Source organism: Saccharothrix variisporea (assembly GCF_003634995.1).
GTDB classification, from domain to species: Bacteria; Actinomycetota; Actinomycetes; order Mycobacteriales; family Pseudonocardiaceae; genus Actinosynnema; species Actinosynnema variisporeum.
On the sequence record NZ_RBXR01000001.1, the window covers coordinates 5,472,120 to 5,489,963 of the forward strand.

The window sequence follows — 17,844 nt, forward strand, 5'->3', positions numbered from 1 at the left end:
CCGCGCGTAAGCGGGGGCCGGAGTCCGGCCCCCGCCGCTCAGGCGCTGGTCGGGAAGTCGAAGCCGCCGCCGCTGGTGTGGTTCGTCCCGATGCCCCGCACGACGTCGAACGCCAGCGCCGCCGCCACCGCCAGCGACCGCACCGGCTCCGGCGTACCCGGCCGCAGCCGCAGCACGTCCCGCCGCACGCGCCCACCGGCACCCTTGGCGATGGCACCGGCGCTGAAAGTCGCCACATCCGTCCAAGAGCACAGCCGCTGCCCGTGCGGGTCGAGCAGCGCGTAGGCCCCGCGGCCCTCCCGGCGCACCGACCCCACGACGGTCCCGTCCGGCCGGGACACGCGCGTCGGTGGTTTGCCCGCGCCCTTGTGCACCAGCAGCAGGACCTGGCCCTGCGGTGACGTGACCGCCAGGTCGTAGGTCGTGCGCCCGGACAAGCCCGTGGCGCGCAGCAGTTTCCGCAGGGGGCCCAGGAAGCCGCGGTCGGTCGCGGTCGCCAGCGGGACGCCGTGCTCGGTCAGGGCGGTGGTCTTGTAGCGCGTCCCGAACAGGTGCCGGCCTGCGCCCCAGGGCTGCTCGATGACGAGCGTGTCGGTGCCGAACAGGTTCACGGTGTGCCAGCGTACGGACGCGTATGACAGTCTTGGGACCCGTGCGAACTGAAGTGGTTCTGGACGCCGGTGCCAAGGCCGAGCTGGCCCGGCTGGTGAGCGAGCTGGCCGTGGTGCACGGCAAGGTGACGTTGTCCTCCGGCGCGGAGGCCGACTACTACATCGACCTGCGCCGAGCGACGCTGCACCACGCCGCCGCGCCGCTGATCGGCAAGCTCCTGCGGCAGCTCACCGCCGACTGGGACTACGTCGCGGCGGGCGGCCTGACGCTGGGCGCGGACCCGGTGGCGTGCGCGATGATGCACGCCGCCGCGGCGGCCGGTGAGGTGCTCGACGCGTTCGTCGTGCGCAAGGAGACCAAGAAGCACGGCATGCAGCGGCGCATCGAGGGCATCGAGGTCGCGGGCCAGCGGGTGCTCGCGGTCGAGGACACCTCCACCACCGGCGGCAGCGTGCTGACCGCCGTGGAGGCGCTGCGCGAGGCCGGTGCGACCGTGGTGGGCGTCGCGACGGTCGTGGACCGCGGCACGGTGGCCCGCGAGGTCATCGAGGCGCAGGGCCTGTCCTACCGCTACCTGCTGGACCTGGCGGACCTCGGCCTGGCCTGATGGCGTCCCTCCTCCTGTTGGTGCTGGTGATCGTGGCGATACTCGGGGTGGGCGTCGCCGTGGGGTTGTCGCGGCGCAAGCGCAACCCGTTCACGAACCCGCAGTTCGTGAACCAGTGGGAGCAGCAGATGCGCGCGCTGGAGGCGGCCCTGGGCTGGCGGTTCGTCGGCGAGGACCAGGGCTTCGCCGAACGCGTGCCGCAGATCGGGCGCATGCTGGAGGCCGACCGGAGCCGAGTGCGGTTCCAGATGGTCGGCCACTGGCGCGGTGTGCCCGTGCTGGCCGTCGAGGTGCTGCTGCGCACGGACAACGTGGTGACCGCCGAGTACCGCACGTACTCGGTGGTCGTCGTGCCGCGCCCGATGCCCGGCCCGTGGGTGCTGATCAGCCCGCGCGAGGACCGCGTGTGGGGCATCTTCGAGCAGTTCACCGCGACCGGCGACCCGGCCTTCGACGCCCGCTACGAGGTGCGCCGCAAGAACCCGGCGTTCGCCGGCGCCCTGCTCGCCTCGGGCCTGCCCCAGGCGCTGCTGGCCGACCCGCGCGCGGCGGGCGTGGCGATCGCGTTCGACGAGCACAACCTGGCGGCGGCCGTCCCCGCGCCGCTGCTCCAGGCGCCGCTGGGCCACCTGGCGGACCTGCTGCTGGACATCGCGGGCCGGGTGCCCTGGCAGGGGCTGCCGCGCGGCTGATTAATCGGCGGGCGTCCGGTGGGGGCGCGGCCTACTCTGGGGTACAGGGAGGTCGTGATGGTCGCGCGGGCGCTCGCCGAGCTGGTCATGGTGATCCACTACGGGGTCCTGGTCTTCCTGGTCGTCGGCGGCTTCCTGGCGTGGCGCTGGCCCCGCGCGCTGTGGTTCCACGTGGCGATGGCGGCGTGGGGCCTGTCGATCGTCTTGTTCCCCCTGGCCTGCCCCCTGACCTGGCTGGAGAACGTCCTCCGCACAGCCGCCGGCCAGGCGCCGCTGGTCGACGGGTTCATCGACACCTACATCGACGGCGTGCTGTACCCGGAGTCGGCGGCGCGCTCGGTGCAGCTGGTGGTGGCGCTGTGCGTGGTCGTCTCGTGGGTCGGGTACTACGTCAAGCGGCGGGCTGAACAAACGTGTAATTCGGTGCAGTTCACCAATCAGCGATAAAGCCGCCATTTGCCGATCACCGGACCGGACCAATCGGTCTACCCGACCGTACGAATTTCCATTCACGGGCTGTCGCGTGCCTTACCCTTCGGTTATGGGTCGGGGAAGGGTGGGGCGGCGATGGGGGTGGCTCGGACACGTCTTGAGGTAGGTGGGCACACGCGCCGGGGAAGGCGCGGGTCGCCGTTGTCGGCGACCTGGTCCCGGGTGCGTGTGCGGGCCGGTTCCGGTGCGCTGGGAACAGTCGTGGCGGTGCTGCCGGCGGTGGGTTTCGCGGTGGCTCTCGGAGGGGCGCGACTCCCGGGCTTCGTGCTGGTGGTCGCGGGTGGTGCCGGGTTCCTCGCGGTGCTGCGGTCGAGTCGAGCCGAACGGGACGCGAGCACCGCGCGGTTGAGTCGGTTGGTGCTGCACCACTGCGACACCCTGGAAAAGCGTCACGGTCGGAAATGGGCCGTGAAGGACTGGCGCCAGGACGTCGACATCCTGGCCAACGGGGACGCGCGCCAGCGGATCGCCTTCACCATTGTGGCGCGTTGCGACGAACTGAACTTCGTCAGTTTCACCGACCGCGTGAACTGGGACTGGCCGGAGCGGTTCAAGCGGCGGGTGCAGGTGCACGTGCGCAGTGTCGAAGTGGGTGGCGAGGGCGGCACGCGTTTCGAGGTGAGCACGTCCTGGCTCGACGACCGAAAGCTCAAGACCTTCGTGCACTTGGACAACCCGGTGCCGCGCGACGGGGAGGTGAGCCTCGTGGTGGACATGTTCTGGCCCGCGAAGTGCCGGCCCCTGATGCGCGGACACGCTCCGGACGAGATGCTGGTGCGGTTCGGGGAGCCGATCCCGTTGGCGCAGTACGTGATCACGTTCCCGGAGGGTTACCACGTCCGCGTGGACAAGGTCGGGTTGTCGGCCGGCGACGGCTACGCGCTCAGCCACGTCCTCGATCGGTGGGGCCGACCCGAGATCACCCTGTTGGCGGAAGATGTCCCGGCGTACCACCTCATCGGGCTCAAGCTCGATACCCTGCCGCGGTGATCAATTCGACCTCACCTGTACTTGTCCACCGCGGCGGGGAAACCGGAAGCGGCGGTGACACCGACAAGTAGGCGCACGCCCTGCCGGGTCGGGGGGCAGGGCTCGTCATGATGGTGCGGTGAAGGTGGTCCTGGAGGGGTTTCACGCGGTCAAGCACGCGGTTCGGTTCGGGGCTGTGGTGGAGACCGTGGTCGTGTTGGACCGGGGTGAGGCGGTGGCGTTCGCGCGGTCGCATGCGCCGGATCTCGTGGAGTGGTTCGGGGAGCGGGCCGTTGAGGTCGGGGCCGACGAGTTCGTCCGGGTGATCGGGAAGAGCCACCCGACCGGGGTGGGTGCGATCGTCGAACGGCCGCGGGTCGAGTTCGGGGAGCGGGGTGCGCCGCTCGTCTTGTTGGACAACCCGCGGAACCTCGGGAACTTCGGTGCGGTGATCCGGGTGGCGGCAGGGTTGGGGGCCGGGGGTGTCGTGTCGATCGGGGACGTCGATCCGTGGCACCCGAACGTGTTGCGTGGGAGTGCGGGGTTGCACTTCGCGTTGCCGGTGGGGCGGCTTGGTGGGGTGGAAGAGCTCGAAGGTGAGGTGATCGCCTTTGACGCGGATGGCGAAGACCTTCGAGACGCGCGGATCCCGGACGACGCCGTCCTCGCGTTCGGGTCCGAGCGGCACGGGTTGTCGGGTGCGGTGCGTGTGCGGGCTGACCGGATCGTGTCGTTGCCGATGCGCCCGAAAGTGTCCAGCTACAACCTGACCACCAGCGTCGCGATGGCGCTGTACCACTGGGAGCTCTTCCGCCGCGCTTCTTGACCGATCAAGTCGCGAAGCTTGATCCGTGACGACGCCGAAGCTCCTCGCCGCCCGCGCGGGCGTGGCCGAACGGGCCGTCGAGTCCCGGCACCTGCGGCGCGTCTGGGGGTTGCCGGGCACCGCCCTCGGCGCGGTCGCCTGGCCGGTGGACTGGGCCGCCCGCCTGCACGTCCGCTTCGGCTACTGGTGGCAGGCGCACCTGCTCGACTGCGTCCTCGACGCCCAGCTGCGCTCCCCGCGCGAAGCCCGGCTCAAGCTCATCCGCCGACTGGTCCGCGGCATCCGCGTGCGCAACCTCGTCGGCTGGACCAACGACTACTACGACGACATCGCCTGGCTCGGCCTCGCCCTCCAGCGCGCCGCCCAGGCCGGCGTCGAGAAGCCCGAAGCCATCGCCGCCATCGCGCAACGGCTCCGCGACGGTTGGAGCGACCACGGCGGCGGCGGGATCTGGTGGAAGCGCAACGACGACTTCAAGAACGTCCCCGCGAACGGTCCTGCCGCCATCTTCTTCGCCCGACTCGGGGAACGGGGCGGTCGGGCGCGGTCCATTGTGGACTGGATCGAGGACGCGCTGCGGGACGAGGAAACGGGCCTGTTCTTCGACGGCCTGCACGTCAACCCCGACGGCACGGTCCGCGAGGTCGAGCGCAACCTCTACACGTACTGCCAGGGCGTGGTCCTCGGCGCGTGCGTCGAACTCGGCTCCACGCAGTACAAGGACCGCGCCGCCCGGATCATCTCGGCCGTGGACAAGCACCTGTCCGACGACGGCGTCCTGCGCGGCCACGGCGGCGGTGACGGCGGCCTGTTCACCGGCATCCTGGCCCGCTACCTCGCCCAGGCCGCGCTGCGGCTCGACCGGCCCGAGGCGGCCAAGGCGGCGGACCTGGTGTTCACCTCGGCGGAAGCGTTGTGGGGCAACCGGAACAGCGCCGTCAGCGGCCCGCTCTTCGGTCCGCAGTGGACAGAGCAGGCCGGTGAGCCGGAACGGGCCAGCGCCGAGCGCGACCTGTCCGTCCAGCTCGGCGCCTGGATGACGCTGGAAGCCGCGGCCCTGTTGGAGCGCAACGACCTCACGCCGCCACGGCGCTGATCCACCCCAGCAGCACGGCCGCGTCCTCCCGGAAGCGCGCGGGCGAGTCGTCGGCCACGAACTCCAGCAGCACGTGCCGGTCCACGCCGTCGCGCGCCAACTCCGCCAGCACCGGCCGCCACAGGTCTTCCCGCGCCGCAAGGGGAAGCCGGTCCGTGCCGCCACCGGGACCCCACGAGAAGACGTGCGCGGTCGTCAGGCGCGGCAGCAGCGTCCGCACCTCCTCCACCGCGCTCGCCACGTCCTGCCCGCCGCGCGGCTGCCAGTACGGCACGACCGAACCGTGCCCGACCTCGGCGTACAGCCGGGTCGCCGACTCCAGCGTGTCGGTCAACGTGTTCCGGTGGTGCTCCACGGCGATCCGGATGCCGTAGTCCTCCGCGCGCACCGCCGCGTCCCGGATCGCGTCCACCACGCGCAAGCGCTGCTCCGGAGTGGTCCGCGCCGAACCGGTGTCCCCGGCCCACACCCGCACGCGCGGCGCACCCAGCTCCGCCGCCGTCGCCAGCACCCGCGGCCACTCGTCCAGGTCGGTCACGCCCGCCCGGTAGTACGACCCGTACGCCGACACGCTCAGCCCGGCGTCCGCGCACCGGTCCCGGGCGTCCCGCGCGGCCGGCAGGTCGTGCAGCGGCACGTGCACGTCACCGCCCCACTCGACGGCCCACAGACCGCACGACCGCGCCAGGTCCACCACCTCGGGAACGGGGAGCGCGCGGAAGGTCACCGAAACCAGGCCGGGTACCAGCACGCGCCCACGCTACTAGTGATACCCGCGCGCGTGGCGGCGTTTCGGCGCGGGCGCGGGCGCGAGCGGGAGCTGGCGACACCCGCACTGCCGGCCGGACCTAGTGGCACCCGCAGGATTGGCGGTGTTTCAGCGCGGGCGCCAGGCGGATCGTCTCGGGTGCGCGCTCCGGGTCGGCGATGCGGGACAGCAGCAGCCGCACCGCCGTGCGGCCGATCTCCTCCACCGGCTGCGCCATCGTGGTCAGCGGCGGGTCGACCAGTTCGGCCCACTCGACCTCGCCGTAGGTGACCAGCGCCAGGTCGGTCCCGATCCGCACGCCGTGCGCCCGCGCCGCGCCCAGGACGCCCATCAGCACCTGGTGGTCGCTCACCACGAGCCCGGACACCTGCCCGAGCAGCGGTTCCAGCGACTGCGCCACCAGCTCCTCGTCCCACTTGAGCCCCGCCCGGCCCAGGCCCAGCCGGTAGCCCAGGACGCGCTCGTCCGTGGTCGGCACGCCCGGCGTCCCGGTGACCAGCCCGATCCGCCGGTGGCCGAGGTCGGCCAGGTGCCGCACGAGGGTGGAGGTGGCCTGCACGTTCTCCGGGCCGACCTGGTCGGTGTCCTGGGCCAGGGTCAGCCTGTCCACCAGCACGGTCGGCACCCCCAGCCGGCGCAGCTCGGGCAGCGCCGCCGAGCCCGAGGTGGGCGTGAGCAGCACCCCGTCCACGCGGCGCGACCGCAGCATCCGCACCGCCGCCTGCTCCGACTCGGCCGACTCGCGGGTGTCGATCAGCACCAGGGAGTACCCGGCCTGGGTGGCCTCGTTCTCGATGGCCGCGATCAGCTCCGCGAAGTACGGGTGCGACACCAGCGACACCGCGAGTCCCAGCGACTTCGTGCCGCCGGTGACCAGCGAGCGGGCGATCGCGTCCCCGGTGTACCCGGTCTCCTCGATCGCCTTGAGCACCCGCTCCCGCGTGCTCGCGGCCACCGGCCTGGTCTCGTTGATCACGTGTGAGACCGTGGTGATGGAGACGCCGGCCAGCGCGGCGACCTCCTTCATGGTGACCATGTACCCGTCCCCGTTCGGCCGTGCGCAAGCGATTGCGGGGGACGATACCGGCTCGGAGGTGCACGTCGTGGCAGCCGTCCTGTGTGTCGGGCTGACGACCCTGGACGTGTCTCAGCTGGTCGCGGAGTTCCCCGCGGCGGGCGAGAAGGTGCAGTCCCTCGGGGTGCACCTGGCGCCCGGCGGTCCGGCGGCGAACGCGGCGCGGACCGTGGCGGCGCTAGGCCACCGGGCCGTGCTGCTGACCTCGCTGGACGGCGAGCTGGGGCCGTTGGTGCGCGGGATGCTCGGCGGGGTCGACGTGCGTTCCGTGGGGCCGGGCGGTCCGGCGCTGAGCATGGTTGCCGTGCGGGAACGGGACGGCGAGCGGACCGTCGTGTCGCGCAACGCCTCCGGGTTCGCGCTGGAGGCCGAAGTGGACCTGGCCGGCTGCGACGTGGTGCTGGTGGACGGTCACCTCGGTCCGGCGGCGCTGGCAGTGGCCCACCTGGCGAAACGTGAGGGTGTGCCTGTGGTGTTGGACGCGGGGAGCTGGAAACCTGTGCTCGACGACCTGCTGCCCCTCGTCGACGTCGCCGCGTGCTCGGCCGCTTTCGAGCTGCCCGAGCGCGAGGTGCACGCCCGCGGCGTGCCGCTGGTGATCCGCACCCGCGGTCCCGAACCGGTCACCTGGTCCCGGGACGGTGCGACCGGTGCGGTGCCGGTGCCCGCCGTGCCCGTGCGCGACACCAACGGCGCCGGCGACGTGTGGCACGGTGCGTTGGCGGTCGCGGTGGCCCAGCAGCGCCCGGTGGAGGACGCCGTGCGGTGGGCGAACGCGGTCGCGGCGGTGCGCGTGCGCAACACCGCGTGGGACTGGGTTGAGGAGCTGGAGCGGTGGCGGGACAGCGGGTGAGGTTCGACGACCTGGTCGAGCGGGCGCGGCGGCTGGCGGAACCGGGCGAGCGGCGGCTGCTGGGCATCGGCGGCGCCCCCGGCTCGGGCAAGTCCACGCTGGCCCGCCGCCTGGTGGACGCCCTGGGCCCCGCGGCGGCCCTGGTGGAGATGGACGGCTTCCACCTGGCCCAGAAGGAGCTGGACCGGCTCGGCATCGCCGACCGGAAGGGCGCCCCGGACACCTTCGACATCCCCGGCTACGTCGACCTGCTGGGCCGGCTCAAGGCGTGCGGGCCGGACGTCGTCTACGCCCCGGAGTTCCGGCGCGAGATCGAGGAGCCGGTGGCGTGCGCGGTGCCGGTGCCGCCGGAGGTGCCCCTGGTGGTGACCGAGGGCAACTACCTGCTCATGCAGTACGACAAGTGGAAGCGCGTGCGGGTGGTGCTGGACGAGGCGTGGTTCCTGATGATCGACGAGGACCTGCGGGTGGCCCGCCTGATCGACCGCCACGTCCGGTACGGGCGGTCGGTGGAGGACGCCCGGGAACGCGTGCTCAACGGCACCGACCACGTCAACGCCCTGATGGTCAACGCCTCGAAGTCGGCCGCCGACCTGCTGATCGCCGAGGTCCTCTGACGCACTGCCGCCGGCCGGACTACTGCTGGGCGCTGACCTCTTCCTCGACCGGCTTGCGCATCTCCTGCCGGTACCGGAACAGGCCGTAGGCGGTGCCGAAGACGAAGAAGGCCACGCTCACGATCACGGCCGCCGTCTGGAGCCACGGGATCGCGGTGAGCAGGCCCGCGCCGTAGTAGCCGGCCAGGACCAGGGTCGGCACCCAGGCCAGCGCGCCGATGGTGGTGGCCAGCATGAACCGCTTCGGGTCCATGCGCGCCGCACCGGCGACCATCGGGGCCAGGGTGCGCACCCACGGGATCCAGCGGGCCAGCACGATCGCCCAGAAGCCGCGCCGGTCCAGGAAGTCGCGGGCCTTGGCCAGGTTCTCCTTGTTCAGGACCCGGCCGCCGCGGCGGGCCAGCAGGCGCGTGCCCGTGTGCCGGCCGATGTAATAGCCGATCTGGTTGCCGACCACGGCGACCACCATCGCGGCCAGCGACAGCAGCCACGCGCTGATCTCGCCGTCGTGCTGCGCGAGCACCACGCCGGCCGCGAACAGCAGCGAGTCGCCGGGCAGGAACAGGCCGAAGATGAACGCGCACTCGAAGAAGACGAAGCTCAGCGTGATGAGCCACACGGCCACGGGGCCTGCGGTCTCCAACTGGGCGAACCCGACTGCTTCGGACGTTGCGGACAACACCACGGGGCCAGCGTACGTGGCGCTGCCGACCCGACAGGGCGACTCCCGGCGAACTGGTGTTGAAGGGTTCGGGTCGAACGGGTCGAACGGCGCTAGCTTGGGGGCATGGACGCCCTGCTCACACGCCTGCGCGCCGCGGTCGGCCCGGATGCCGTGCTGACCGATCCGGACGTCACGTCCGCCTACCGGCGCGACATGATGCCGCTGGCCCCGCACGGCCGGCCGCTGGCTGTGGTGCTGCCGAGCGACGCCGGCCAGGTGCAGGAGGTGGTCCGGGCGTGCGCCGCGCACCGGACGCCGATCGTGCCGCGCGGCGCGGGCAGCGGGCTGTCGGGCGCCGCGAACGCCGTGGAGGGGTGTGTGGTGCTGGTCACCACGCGGATGAACCGGATCGTCGAGATCGACCCGGACAACCGGCTGGCCGTCGTCGAGCCCGGGGTGGTCAACCTCGACCTGCGCGGCGCGGTGGAGAAGCACGGGCTGTTCTACCCGCCGGACCCGTCCAGCTACGACTGGTGCACGATCGGCGGCAACCTGTCCACCAACGCGGGCGGGCTGTGCTGCGTGAAGTACGGCGTGACCACGGACTCCGTCCTCGGGCTGGAGGTGGTCCTGGCCGACGGCGAACTGCTCAAGACCGGCCGCCGCACCGTGAAGGGCGTCGCCGGGTACGACCTGACCAAGCTGTTCGTCGGCAGCGAGGGCACGCTCGGCGTCATCACCAGGGCCACCCTCGCCCTGCGCCCGCTGCCGCAGGCCCCAGCCACCCTGGTGGCGACGTTCAGCCGCACCGCCGACGCGGGCGTCGCCGTGGCCCGCGTGGTGCGGGAGGGCGTCGTGCCGTCGCTGATGGAGATCATGGACCGGACGTCCATCCGGGCCGTCGAGCAGTACCTGAAGACCGACCTGAACGCCGACGAAGCCCTGCTCATCTGCCAGTCCGACGCGGGCGGCGAGGCGGCCCGGCGGGACCTGGCCGTCATCGAGCAGGTGTGCCGGGACTCCGGCGCGGACCTCACCTACACCACCGACGACCTCTCGGAGGGCCGCGACCTCCTCGCCGCCCGCCGCGCCGTCCTGAACGCGCTGGAGGTCTACGGCGCGTGGCTGACCGACGACGTCTGCGTGCCGCGCACCAGGATCGCCGACCTGATCGCCGGCTGCGAGCGGATCGGCGCGGACCTGGGCCTGCGGATCGCCGTCGTCGGCCACGCCGGCGACGGCAACATGCACCCGACGATCGTCTACGACCCCACGTCCGAGGACGAGTTCGCGCGGGCCAGGCGGGCGTTCGACGAGATCCTGGCGGTCGGGCTCGCGCTGGGCGGCACGGTGACCGGCGAGCACGGCATCGGCAAGATCAAGCGCGAGTGGCTGGCGAAGGAGATCGGCCCGGTCGGCCTGCGGGTCCACCGCGAGATCAAACGCGCGCTGGACCCGGAGAACCTGTTCAACCCGGGCTCGATGTTCAGCTAGCCGCGCCGAACCGGCGGGCTCAGTCGATGCGCTTGAACTGCTGGGTGGCGTCGTCGGTGCGGTCGAACTGCTGGGTGATGTCGTCCGCTTCCTGCGCCGGCAGGGACTTCTTCTCGCGGCGGGCCTTGATGACCTCGATGACGATCGGGATGATCGAGATGAAGACGATCAGGATCAGGATCATCTCGAGGTTGTTGCGCACGAACTCGATCTGCCCGAGGAAGTACCCCAGGACCGTCAGGCCCGCCGCCCACGCCACGCCGCCGATGAACGAGTACGTGAAGTACTTCCGCGCGTCCATGCGGCCCACGCCGGCCATCGCGGTGATGAAGGTGCGGACGATCGGCACGAACCTCGCCAGGACGATCGCGCGCGCCCCGTACTTCTCGAAGAACTCGTGCGTCTTGTCGACGTACTCCTTCTTGAAGATCTTCGACTCCGGCTTGTTGAACAGCGCCGGTCCCGCGCGGTAGCCGATGCCGTAGCCCACGACGTTGCCGAGCATCGCGCACACCGTCAGCAGCAGGCACACCAGCCACAGCGGGTAGTCCATCACGCCGGTCGCGACGAACAGGCCCGCGGTGAACAGCAGCGAGTCGCCGGGCAGGAAGAACCCGACCAGCAGGCCGCACTCGGCGAAGATGATGAAGCACAGCCCGACCAGCATGTACGGCCCGAGCCCCTGGAGCAGGACCTCCGGCTTCAGCCAGTCGGGGCCGAGGGCGAGCGTGGTGGTGGTGAGCGCGACCGTCACGCGGACCACGGTACAGGCTCAACGCAGCGTGATTACCGCCACGACCGTGCCGGCCGCCAGGCCCAGGAGCACGGCGAGCAGCAGCACCCACCCCGCGCCCAGGGCCGGACGCGCCGGGCCGGGCGACGGGGTGGGGAGGCTGCTCCCGGTGCCGGCGACCTGCGCCCGGAGGGCGTCGACCACCAAGCGTTCGTGCTCGTCGGGCATGGGACCAGTATCGCCGCTTCAGTCCTTGACCCACTCGCCCCGGGCCATGACCTCGCGCGGGCGGAACTCCGCGTCGAGCACGACCAGGTCGGCCGCGAGGCCCGCGCGGACCTCTCCGGCCTCGATGCCCAGCAGCTGCGCCGGGCGGGTGGCGGTCGCGTGGACGGCCTCCGGCACGGTCAGCCCGCACGACTGCACGGCGTTGCGGAACGCCGCGTCCATCGTCAGCGTGCTGCCCGCCAGCGAGGCACCGCCCGCGAGCGTCGGCACGCCGTCCACGACCCGGACCTCCAGCCCGCCCACGTCGTACACGCCGTCGCCCACGCCGGCCGCCGCGATGGCGTCCGTGACCAGCACCGTCCGCCCGACCCCGGCGTGCCGCGCGGCCAGCCGGACGGCGGTCGGGTGCAGGTGCACCAGGTCGCAGATCAGCTCCACGGTCACCCGCTCGTCGTCCAGCAGCGCCCCGATCGGGCCGGGTTCGCGGTGGTGCAGCGGGCGCATGCCGTTGAACAGGTGGGTCGCGACGCTCGCTCCGGCCTCCACGGCGGGCCGGATCTGGGCTTCGGTCGCGTCGGTGTGCCCGATGGCGGCGAGCACGCCGTGGTCGACGAGGCGGCGGACCGCGTCGACGCCGTGCTCCAGCTCGGGGGCCACGGTCACCATGCGGACGGTGCCGCGACCGGCCTTGAGCAGCGCGTCCACGGAGGCGGCGTCCGGCGGGCACAGGATGGCGGGGTCGTGCGCGCCGCAGCGGGCGGCGGACAGGAACGGGCCTTCGAGGTGGATGCCGGCCACGACGCCGTCGTCCACCAGCTCGGCCAGCGCCTTGACCTGGTCGGCGAGCTCCGGGATCGGCCGGGACACCAGGCTGGCCAGCATGGTCGTGGTGCCGTGCCTGCGGTGCGCGGCGGCGGCCTTGCGCACCCGTTCCGGGTCGGCGCTGGTGAACGCCTCGCCCCCACCGCCGTGGCAGTGGATGTCCACGAACCCTGGCACCAGCCAGCCGCCGCCCAGGTCCGTGGTCGGCCCGTCCGGCACGGCGCCGTCACCGACGGCGGCGATCCGGCCGTCGCGCACCGCGACCCAACCCCGGTCGAGCACCCCGTCGGGCGTGACGACCCGACCACCGGTCAGGGTCACGTCCACCGGTCCACCCCACGTGCTCATGTCTCCTCCAGCATGTCGATGGCCAGCAGCGCCGCCCCGAGGCACCCCGCCTCGTCACCCAGCGCCGCCAGCCGCAGTTCCGGACGCCGCTGGAAGGTGATCAAGCCGTCCAGCCGGTCCCGCAGCGGGTCCACCAGCAGCGGCCCCGCGAGCGCGAGACCACCGCCCAGGACCACCGCCTCGGGACCCAGCAGTGCCGCCACCAGCAGGATGCCCCGTGCCAGGGCGTCCACCGCCTCGTGCCACACGGCTACCGCGTCCTCCTCGCCCGCTCGGACCAGTGCCGCCACGTCGGCGGCGCCGGTGACCGGCCGGCCGGAGCGCTCGGTGTACCGGCGGGCGATCGCGGCGGAGGAGGCGCGGGCCTCGACGCAGCCGGTCTGGCCGCACCCGCACGGGTCGCCGTGGCCGACGTCGACGTGGCCGACCTCGCCGACGCTGCCGTCGCCCCGGTAGACCCGGCCGTCCAGCACGAGCGCGGCGGCGATGCCGGTGCCGATGGGCATGATCACGGCGTCGCGCAGGCCGCGGGCGTTGCCGATGCGGAGTTCGGCGAGCCCTCCCGCGCGCACGTCGTGCCCGAACGCGGTGCGCAGGCCGGTGCGGGCCTCGACCTGCTTGACGAACGGGTAGTCCTGCCAGCCGAGGTTCGCGGAGTAGACCCCGATGCCGTTCTTCTCGTCGACGACGCCGGGCACGACGAGGCCGACGGCCTCGACGTCCGCGGTGCCGGCACGCAGTTCCTCCACCAACGCGGCCACATCGTCGACCACGGCCTCGGCGTCCCGGGTGGTCGCCCGCCGCCGCTGCCGCACCGCGCGCACGTCGGCGCCGGTGCCCGCCACCAGGGCGGCCTTGGTCTCGGTGCCGCCGACGTCGACGGCTATCACGTGTCTTGTGCGTGCCACGAGGACCGATAGTGCGGCATCGAGCCGCCATTGGTCTATACCAAGTGCCCGATTCCCCCTCCCGGTACACATCCGGACGCGTTGAGCACCCGACTGCTCCCACGGTGCGGGACGGCCGTTGGTAAGCGCTTTCCAGCTTGCCCGCGCGGCACGGGGGTGTGCCGGGCGGCGCAAGGTCAGGCGGTGCCCATGATCTTCTGGAGGGCGTCCAGCGCGCGGCTCGCCGTGCTCTTCACGGTGCCCTTCGAGATGCCGGTGGCCTCGGCGATCTCGGCCTCCGACAGGTCGCCGTAGTACCGCAGGACGAGCACCTCGCGCTGGCGCGGCGGCAGCTGGGAAAGCGCCTTCACCACGGCCTGGTGCTCGGCGGTCAGCATGGCCAGGCTCTCCGCCGACCGGGCGTTGGCCACGTGCGGCGGGGTGTAGTCGCGAGCGGTCTTGCGGCGGCGCAGGACGCTGCGCGAGCCGTTCACCACGGCGGTCCGCAGGTAGCCGACGGCGGCCTGCGCGTCCCGCAGCCGGGACCAGTTGCGGTGCAGCCCGGTGAACGCCTCCTGCACCACGTCCTCGGCGGTGGACGGCTCGTCGACCAGCAGCAGGGCCAAGCGGACCAGCCGCATCCGGTGCTGCCGGTACAGGTCCTCCAGCGTGAGGGGACCGGTCGGCGCGGGCGCGACGCCGTCCTGGATGCGCAGGTTCGTCAGCGTGTCCTGCACGCGCACGATGCCGCCGTTGTTGTGTTCCGAACCGACCACGGAAAAGACGGTACCCGGTTCGGGGGTAGCTTCGGTGCCGGCGTTGACGTTCTTCGTGGAGGTGCGCGGTGGCCCGGTTCGCGGTCGAGTTGGTGTTCGGGGACGACCAGGAAGCGCGGCTGGCCGTGCGCCCGGCGCACCGGGAGTACCTGGGCACGCTGGTCGAGCAGGGCAAGCTGCTGGTCTCGGGACCCTACGCGGACCAGTCCGGCGCGATCCTGGTCTACGAGGTCGAGGACGAGGCCGAGCTGAAGGCGGTGCTGGCGGCCGACCCGTACACGCCCGCCGGCGTGGTCGCCGAGACGCGCGTGCACGAGTGGCTGCCGTTGATGGGCACCTGGCTGAACGACTAGCGCTTCTTCCGGGTGCCCTGGGCCTGCTTGCGCGTGCCCGCCGCCTGACCACCGGGTCCGACCAGGCCGGACAGGTCCTTCGCGGCCATCTCCCGGTCGGCGGCGGGCACCTGGCGCGCGGCCTGCTGGTCCACCACCTTCGGGGTGAACGCCCGGAAGATCTTCAGGCCGCCGACCCAGCCGGGGACGTGGACCGCCTTGGCGCGCTTCTCGATGCCCCGCACCACCGCCTTGCCCACGTCGGAGACCGGGTACTTCTTGCCCGCCAGGCCCGGCATGCCACTGCGCATCGGGCCGAACACCGGGTGCTGGTCGGCGCTGTTGACCATGTCGGTGGCGATCCACGAGAAGTAGGCGACACCGACGTCCACGCCCAGGTGGCGGACCTCGGCGCGGAGGCTGTCGGCGAAGGCCTCGCAGCCGGCCTTGGCGGCGGAGTAGGCCGCGTTGCCGGGGATGTGGACGATCGCGGCGAGCGAGGACACCACCAGGCAGTAGCCACGGCTGGCGATCAGGTGCGGCAGGGCCGTGCGGACCGTGCGCCAGACGCCCAGCAGGTTGACCTCGATCACGCGCTCGAACGCGGCGGGGTCCATGGACCGGATGAACCCGGTGGCGGCGATACCGGCGTTGGCCACGACCACGTCGATGCCGCCGAAGTGCTCGACCACGCCGGCGACGGCGGTCTCCAGGGCCTCCCAGTCGGTGACGTCGGCCTCCCACGCCCGGCCGCCGCACTGCTCGGCGACCTGGCGGAGCTGGTCGCCCTCCAGGCCGACCAGCGCGACCCGGGCGCCCTTGGCGGCGAGCCGCCGGGCCACCTCCGCGCCGATGCCCCGAGCCGCGCCGGTGATCAGGACAACCTTGCCCGCAACGTCCACGGTGACCTCCTCGAACGGGTTCTCCGGAGGTCACCGTAACGCAACTTACCGCCAGTAAGCTACTGGAGAGTTAACTCGATTTCAGGCGCTCGCCGCGCTCAGGCGGTCGACCTCGTCCGCCTTCAGCTCCAGCTCCAGGGCCGGCAGGAGGTCGGTGAGCTGGTCGACGGTCCGCGCGCTGGCGATCGGCGCGGTCACCGTGGGCTGCGCCGCCAGCCAGGCCAGGGCCACCGCCGCCACGGTCGTGTCGTGGGCCGCCGCCACCTCGTCCAGCGCGGACAGGACGCGCAGGCCGCGCTCGTCCAGGTACTTCGACGCGGCGGCGGCGCGGACGCTGTCCACCTCGACGCCCGGCCGGTACTTGCCGGTCAGGAAGCCCTTCGCCAGGCCCCAGTACGGCGCCGTGGACAGGCCCGCCGCCTCGACGGCCGCCGACAGCTCGCCCTCGTAGGACCGTTCGACCAGGTTGTAGTGCTGCTGCAGCGCCACGTACCGGGCCAGGCCCTCACGCTCGGACACCGCCACCGCCGAGGTCAGCCGCTCGGCGGTGAAGTTCGACGCCGCGATGTACCGGACCTTGCCGGCGCGGACGAGCTCGTCGAACGCGGCGAGCGTCTCCTCCTGCGGGGTCTCCAGGTCGTCCTGGTGGGCGTAGTAGAGGTCGATGTGGTCGACGCCGAGCCGGCGCAGCGACGCCTCCGCCGCGGTCTTGATGGTGTCGGCCTTCAGGTTGTCCAAGCCGGTCAGCATGCCGACCTTCGTCGCCACGACCACGGCGTCGCGGTTGCCGCGCGCCTTCAGCCACCGACCGACGACCGTCTCCGACTCGCCACCGGAGTGGCCCGGCGCCCAGGCCGAGTACACGTCCGCGGTGTCCACGAAGTTGCCGCCGGCCGCCGTGTAGGCGTCGAGCACCGCGAAGGACGCCTCCTCGTCCGCGGTCCACCCGAACACGTTGCCGCCGAGGGCGAGGCGGGACACGTCGAGGTCGCTGGTTCCCAAGTTCGTCATAGCGCGAACCTAGCTGGTCCGCCTTGATCCGCGCCGAATCTCACAGCGAGGACTAAATCGTGGGACGGGGTGGTTGTCCCTGGTCGGAATCTTCGAGAGGAGTCGAAATGACGGTGGAGCTGGGGCGCTACGGGGTCTGGAGCCACTACACCGGCTGGGAGGGCCGCGCCGAGGCCGCCGCCCGGCTCGAAGAACTGGGGTTCGGCACGTTGTGGCTGGGTGGGGCGCCCGACGGCGGCGTGCTGAAGCTCGTGGAGGAACTGCTCGGCGCGACCGGTCGGCTCGTCGTCGCCACCGGCATCCTCAACGTCTGGACGACCTCGGCGGACGTGGTCAACACGAGCTACCGCGACCTGGCCTGGACCGACCGCTTCCTGGTCGGCGTGGGCGTCGGGCACCGGGAGCAGAACGGTGAGGTGTACCACAGCCCGTACCAGAAGCTGGTCCACTACCTCGACGAGCTCGACGTCCCCCGCGACCGCCTGGCGCTGGCCGCCCTCGGCCCCCGAGTCCTGCGCCTGGCCGCCGCCCGGACCAGCGTCGCCCACCCGTACCTGGTCACCCCGGAGTACATCGCGCAGGCCCGCGAGACCATCGGCCAGGGCACCGTGCTGGCCCCCGAGCAGCACGTCGTCCTGGAGGAGGACCCGACCAAGGCGCGCGAGGAGGCCCGCCGCGGCCTCGCCCTGTACCTGAAGCTGGAGAACTACACCAACAACTGGCTCCGCAACGGCTTCACCGAGGACGACCTCCACGACGGCGGCAGCGACAGGCTGGTAGACGCCCTCGTGGCCTGGGGCCCGACCGACCGCGTCGCCACCCGCCTCCGCGCCCACCTCGACGCCGGCGCGGACCACGTCTCGGTCCAGCTGCTGGGCCGGAACAAGGACACCTCCCCGGCCTTCACCGACCTCGCCGCCGCGCTGGCCGAGTGACCTGACCGGGTGATTCGACCGGGCTGAATGTCGGCGCCCCCTGGGAGAATGATCCCCAGGGGGCGCTGGAACGGAATTGTCGGTACCTCGTGGGACAATGGAAA

At 72.2% G+C, this 17,844-nt stretch carries 22 protein-coding genes; 11 read left to right on the top strand and 11 right to left on the bottom strand.

The window, feature by feature from the left end; genetic code table 11:
- Positions 1–38: 38 nt before the first annotated feature.
- Positions 39–611 (bottom strand): hypothetical protein, encoded by a 573-nt coding sequence (locus tag DFJ66_RS24685; protein ID WP_121224221.1) that lies wholly within the window; start codon positions 609–611, stop codon positions 39–41.
- A 53-nt stretch (positions 612–664) separates the two neighbouring features.
- Between DFJ66_RS24685 and pyrE the strand changes: the two genes are divergently transcribed.
- The 6 genes from pyrE to DFJ66_RS24715 all read left to right on the top strand — a co-directional run bounded on the left by pyrE (position 665) and on the right by DFJ66_RS24715 (position 5,294).
- A complete protein-coding gene (gene pyrE, locus DFJ66_RS24690) occupies positions 665–1,219 on the top strand; it encodes an orotate phosphoribosyltransferase (RefSeq protein ID WP_121224223.1) in 555 nt (184 codons plus the stop codon).
- A complete protein-coding gene (locus DFJ66_RS24695; protein ID WP_121224225.1) occupies positions 1,219–1,911 on the top strand; it encodes a hypothetical protein in 693 nt (230 codons plus the stop codon). Before pyrE ends, DFJ66_RS24695 begins: the two co-directional genes overlap by 1 nt.
- A gap of 57 nt (positions 1,912–1,968) precedes the next feature.
- Positions 1,969–2,358 (top strand): DUF2784 domain-containing protein, encoded by a 390-nt coding sequence (locus tag DFJ66_RS24700; protein ID WP_121224227.1) that lies wholly within the window; start codon positions 1,969–1,971, stop codon positions 2,356–2,358.
- Between the two features lie 246 nt (positions 2,359–2,604).
- Complete coding sequence (locus DFJ66_RS24705; RefSeq protein WP_121224229.1) at positions 2,605–3,393, top strand: hypothetical protein; 789 nt, start codon at positions 2,605–2,607, stop codon at positions 3,391–3,393.
- 118 nt (positions 3,394–3,511) lie between these two features.
- Positions 3,512–4,198, top strand: a complete 687-nt coding sequence (locus DFJ66_RS24710) for a TrmH family RNA methyltransferase (protein WP_121224231.1) — start codon at positions 3,512–3,514, stop codon at positions 4,196–4,198.
- 25 nt (positions 4,199–4,223) lie between these two features.
- Positions 4,224–5,294 (top strand): glycoside hydrolase family 76 protein, encoded by a 1,071-nt coding sequence (locus DFJ66_RS24715; RefSeq protein ID WP_121224233.1) that lies wholly within the window; start codon positions 4,224–4,226, stop codon positions 5,292–5,294.
- Here the strand turns inward: DFJ66_RS24715 and DFJ66_RS24720 are convergent.
- Positions 5,275–6,045, bottom strand: a complete 771-nt coding sequence (locus tag DFJ66_RS24720; RefSeq protein ID WP_121224235.1) for a sugar phosphate isomerase/epimerase family protein — start codon at positions 6,043–6,045, stop codon at positions 5,275–5,277. The two genes, DFJ66_RS24715 and DFJ66_RS24720, sit on opposite strands and share 20 nt — an antisense overlap.
- Positions 6,046–6,142: 97 nt before the next feature.
- Positions 6,143–7,099, bottom strand: a complete 957-nt coding sequence (locus DFJ66_RS24725; protein ID WP_121224237.1) for a LacI family DNA-binding transcriptional regulator — start codon at positions 7,097–7,099, stop codon at positions 6,143–6,145.
- Between the two features lie 67 nt (positions 7,100–7,166).
- Between DFJ66_RS24725 and DFJ66_RS24730 the strand changes: the two genes are divergently transcribed.
- Both DFJ66_RS24730 and DFJ66_RS24735 read left to right on the top strand, forming a co-directional pair.
- Positions 7,167–7,991, top strand: coding sequence for a PfkB family carbohydrate kinase (locus DFJ66_RS24730; RefSeq protein ID WP_121231694.1), 825 nt, complete (start codon positions 7,167–7,169; stop codon positions 7,989–7,991).
- The gene (locus tag DFJ66_RS24735) at positions 7,988–8,608 is read left to right on the top strand and encodes a nucleoside/nucleotide kinase family protein (RefSeq protein ID WP_121231692.1); all 621 of its coding nucleotides are present in this window, start codon (positions 7,988–7,990) and stop codon (positions 8,606–8,608) included. The genes DFJ66_RS24730 and DFJ66_RS24735 overlap by 4 nt, the downstream gene beginning before the upstream one ends.
- Positions 8,609–8,627: 19 nt before the next feature.
- Here the strand turns inward: DFJ66_RS24735 and DFJ66_RS24740 are convergent, their stop codons facing one another.
- Complete coding sequence (locus tag DFJ66_RS24740; RefSeq protein ID WP_121224239.1) at positions 8,628–9,293, bottom strand: DedA family protein; 666 nt, start codon at positions 9,291–9,293, stop codon at positions 8,628–8,630.
- A gap of 102 nt (positions 9,294–9,395) precedes the next feature.
- Between DFJ66_RS24740 and DFJ66_RS24745 the strand changes: the two genes are divergently transcribed.
- The gene (locus DFJ66_RS24745) at positions 9,396–10,766 is read left to right on the top strand and encodes an FAD-binding oxidoreductase (protein ID WP_121224241.1); all 1,371 of its coding nucleotides are present in this window, start codon (positions 9,396–9,398) and stop codon (positions 10,764–10,766) included.
- Between the two features lie 19 nt (positions 10,767–10,785).
- Here DFJ66_RS24745 and DFJ66_RS24750 read toward each other — a convergent pair whose 3' ends face one another.
- From DFJ66_RS24750 to DFJ66_RS24770, 5 genes are all read right to left on the bottom strand, one after another.
- A complete protein-coding gene (locus DFJ66_RS24750) occupies positions 10,786–11,529 on the bottom strand; it encodes a DedA family protein (RefSeq protein ID WP_211351306.1) in 744 nt (247 codons plus the stop codon).
- Positions 11,530–11,538: 9 nt separating this feature from the next.
- Positions 11,539–11,727 (bottom strand): hypothetical protein, encoded by a 189-nt coding sequence (locus DFJ66_RS24755; protein WP_121224243.1) that lies wholly within the window; start codon positions 11,725–11,727, stop codon positions 11,539–11,541.
- 18 nt (positions 11,728–11,745) lie between these two features.
- The gene (nagA, locus tag DFJ66_RS24760) at positions 11,746–12,897 is read right to left on the bottom strand and encodes an N-acetylglucosamine-6-phosphate deacetylase (RefSeq protein ID WP_121224245.1); all 1,152 of its coding nucleotides are present in this window, start codon (positions 12,895–12,897) and stop codon (positions 11,746–11,748) included.
- The gene (locus DFJ66_RS24765; RefSeq protein ID WP_121224247.1) at positions 12,894–13,787 is read right to left on the bottom strand and encodes an ROK family protein; all 894 of its coding nucleotides are present in this window, start codon (positions 13,785–13,787) and stop codon (positions 12,894–12,896) included. Before DFJ66_RS24765 ends, nagA begins: the two co-directional genes overlap by 4 nt.
- A gap of 194 nt (positions 13,788–13,981) precedes the next feature.
- Positions 13,982–14,560 (bottom strand): SigE family RNA polymerase sigma factor, encoded by a 579-nt coding sequence (locus tag DFJ66_RS24770; RefSeq protein WP_121224249.1) that lies wholly within the window; start codon positions 14,558–14,560, stop codon positions 13,982–13,984.
- A 68-nt stretch (positions 14,561–14,628) separates the two neighbouring features.
- Here DFJ66_RS24770 and DFJ66_RS24775 point away from each other — a divergent pair, with 68 nt between their 5' ends.
- On the top strand, positions 14,629–14,913 hold the full coding sequence (locus DFJ66_RS24775) for a YciI family protein (protein ID WP_121224251.1): 285 nt from the start codon (positions 14,629–14,631) through the stop codon (positions 14,911–14,913).
- Here the strand turns inward: DFJ66_RS24775 and DFJ66_RS24780 are convergent.
- Both DFJ66_RS24780 and DFJ66_RS24785 read right to left on the bottom strand, forming a co-directional pair.
- Entirely contained in the window at positions 14,910–15,794 is an 885-nt protein-coding gene (locus tag DFJ66_RS24780) for an SDR family oxidoreductase (RefSeq protein WP_121224253.1), read from the bottom strand. The two genes, DFJ66_RS24775 and DFJ66_RS24780, sit on opposite strands and share 4 nt — an antisense overlap.
- An 81-nt stretch (positions 15,795–15,875) precedes the next feature.
- The gene (locus DFJ66_RS24785) at positions 15,876–16,805 is read right to left on the bottom strand and encodes an aldo/keto reductase (protein ID WP_121224255.1); all 930 of its coding nucleotides are present in this window, start codon (positions 16,803–16,805) and stop codon (positions 15,876–15,878) included.
- Between the two features lie 107 nt (positions 16,806–16,912).
- On the opposite strand from DFJ66_RS24785, the gene DFJ66_RS24790 reads away from it, so the two are divergent.
- Positions 16,913–17,740, top strand: a complete 828-nt coding sequence (locus DFJ66_RS24790) for an LLM class F420-dependent oxidoreductase (protein ID WP_121224257.1) — start codon at positions 16,913–16,915, stop codon at positions 17,738–17,740.
- Positions 17,741–17,844: the final 104 nt, after the last annotated feature.

Excerpts from the sequence above, each read along its gene's own strand:
- DFJ66_RS24695 (WP_121224225.1), top strand. The coding sequence starts at position 1,219 with ATGGCGTCCCTCCTCCTGTTGGTGCTGGTGATCGTGGCGATACTCGGG.
- DFJ66_RS24700 (WP_121224227.1), top strand. The coding sequence starts at position 1,969 with ATGGTCGCGCGGGCGCTCGCCGAGCTGGTCATGGTGATCCACTACGGG.
- DFJ66_RS24725 (WP_121224237.1), bottom strand. The coding sequence starts at position 7,099 with ATGGTCACCATGAAGGAGGTCGCCGCGCTGGCCGGCGTCTCCATCACC.
- DFJ66_RS24745 (WP_121224241.1), top strand. The coding sequence starts at position 9,396 with ATGGACGCCCTGCTCACACGCCTGCGCGCCGCGGTCGGCCCGGATGCC.
- DFJ66_RS24755 (WP_121224243.1), bottom strand. The coding sequence starts at position 11,727 with ATGCCCGACGAGCACGAACGCTTGGTGGTCGACGCCCTCCGGGCGCAG.
- nagA (WP_121224245.1), bottom strand. The coding sequence starts at position 12,897 with ATGAGCACGTGGGGTGGACCGGTGGACGTGACCCTGACCGGTGGTCGG.
- DFJ66_RS24785 (WP_121224255.1), bottom strand. The coding sequence starts at position 16,805 with ATGACGAACTTGGGAACCAGCGACCTCGACGTGTCCCGCCTCGCCCTC.
- DFJ66_RS24790 (WP_121224257.1), top strand. The coding sequence starts at position 16,913 with ATGACGGTGGAGCTGGGGCGCTACGGGGTCTGGAGCCACTACACCGGC.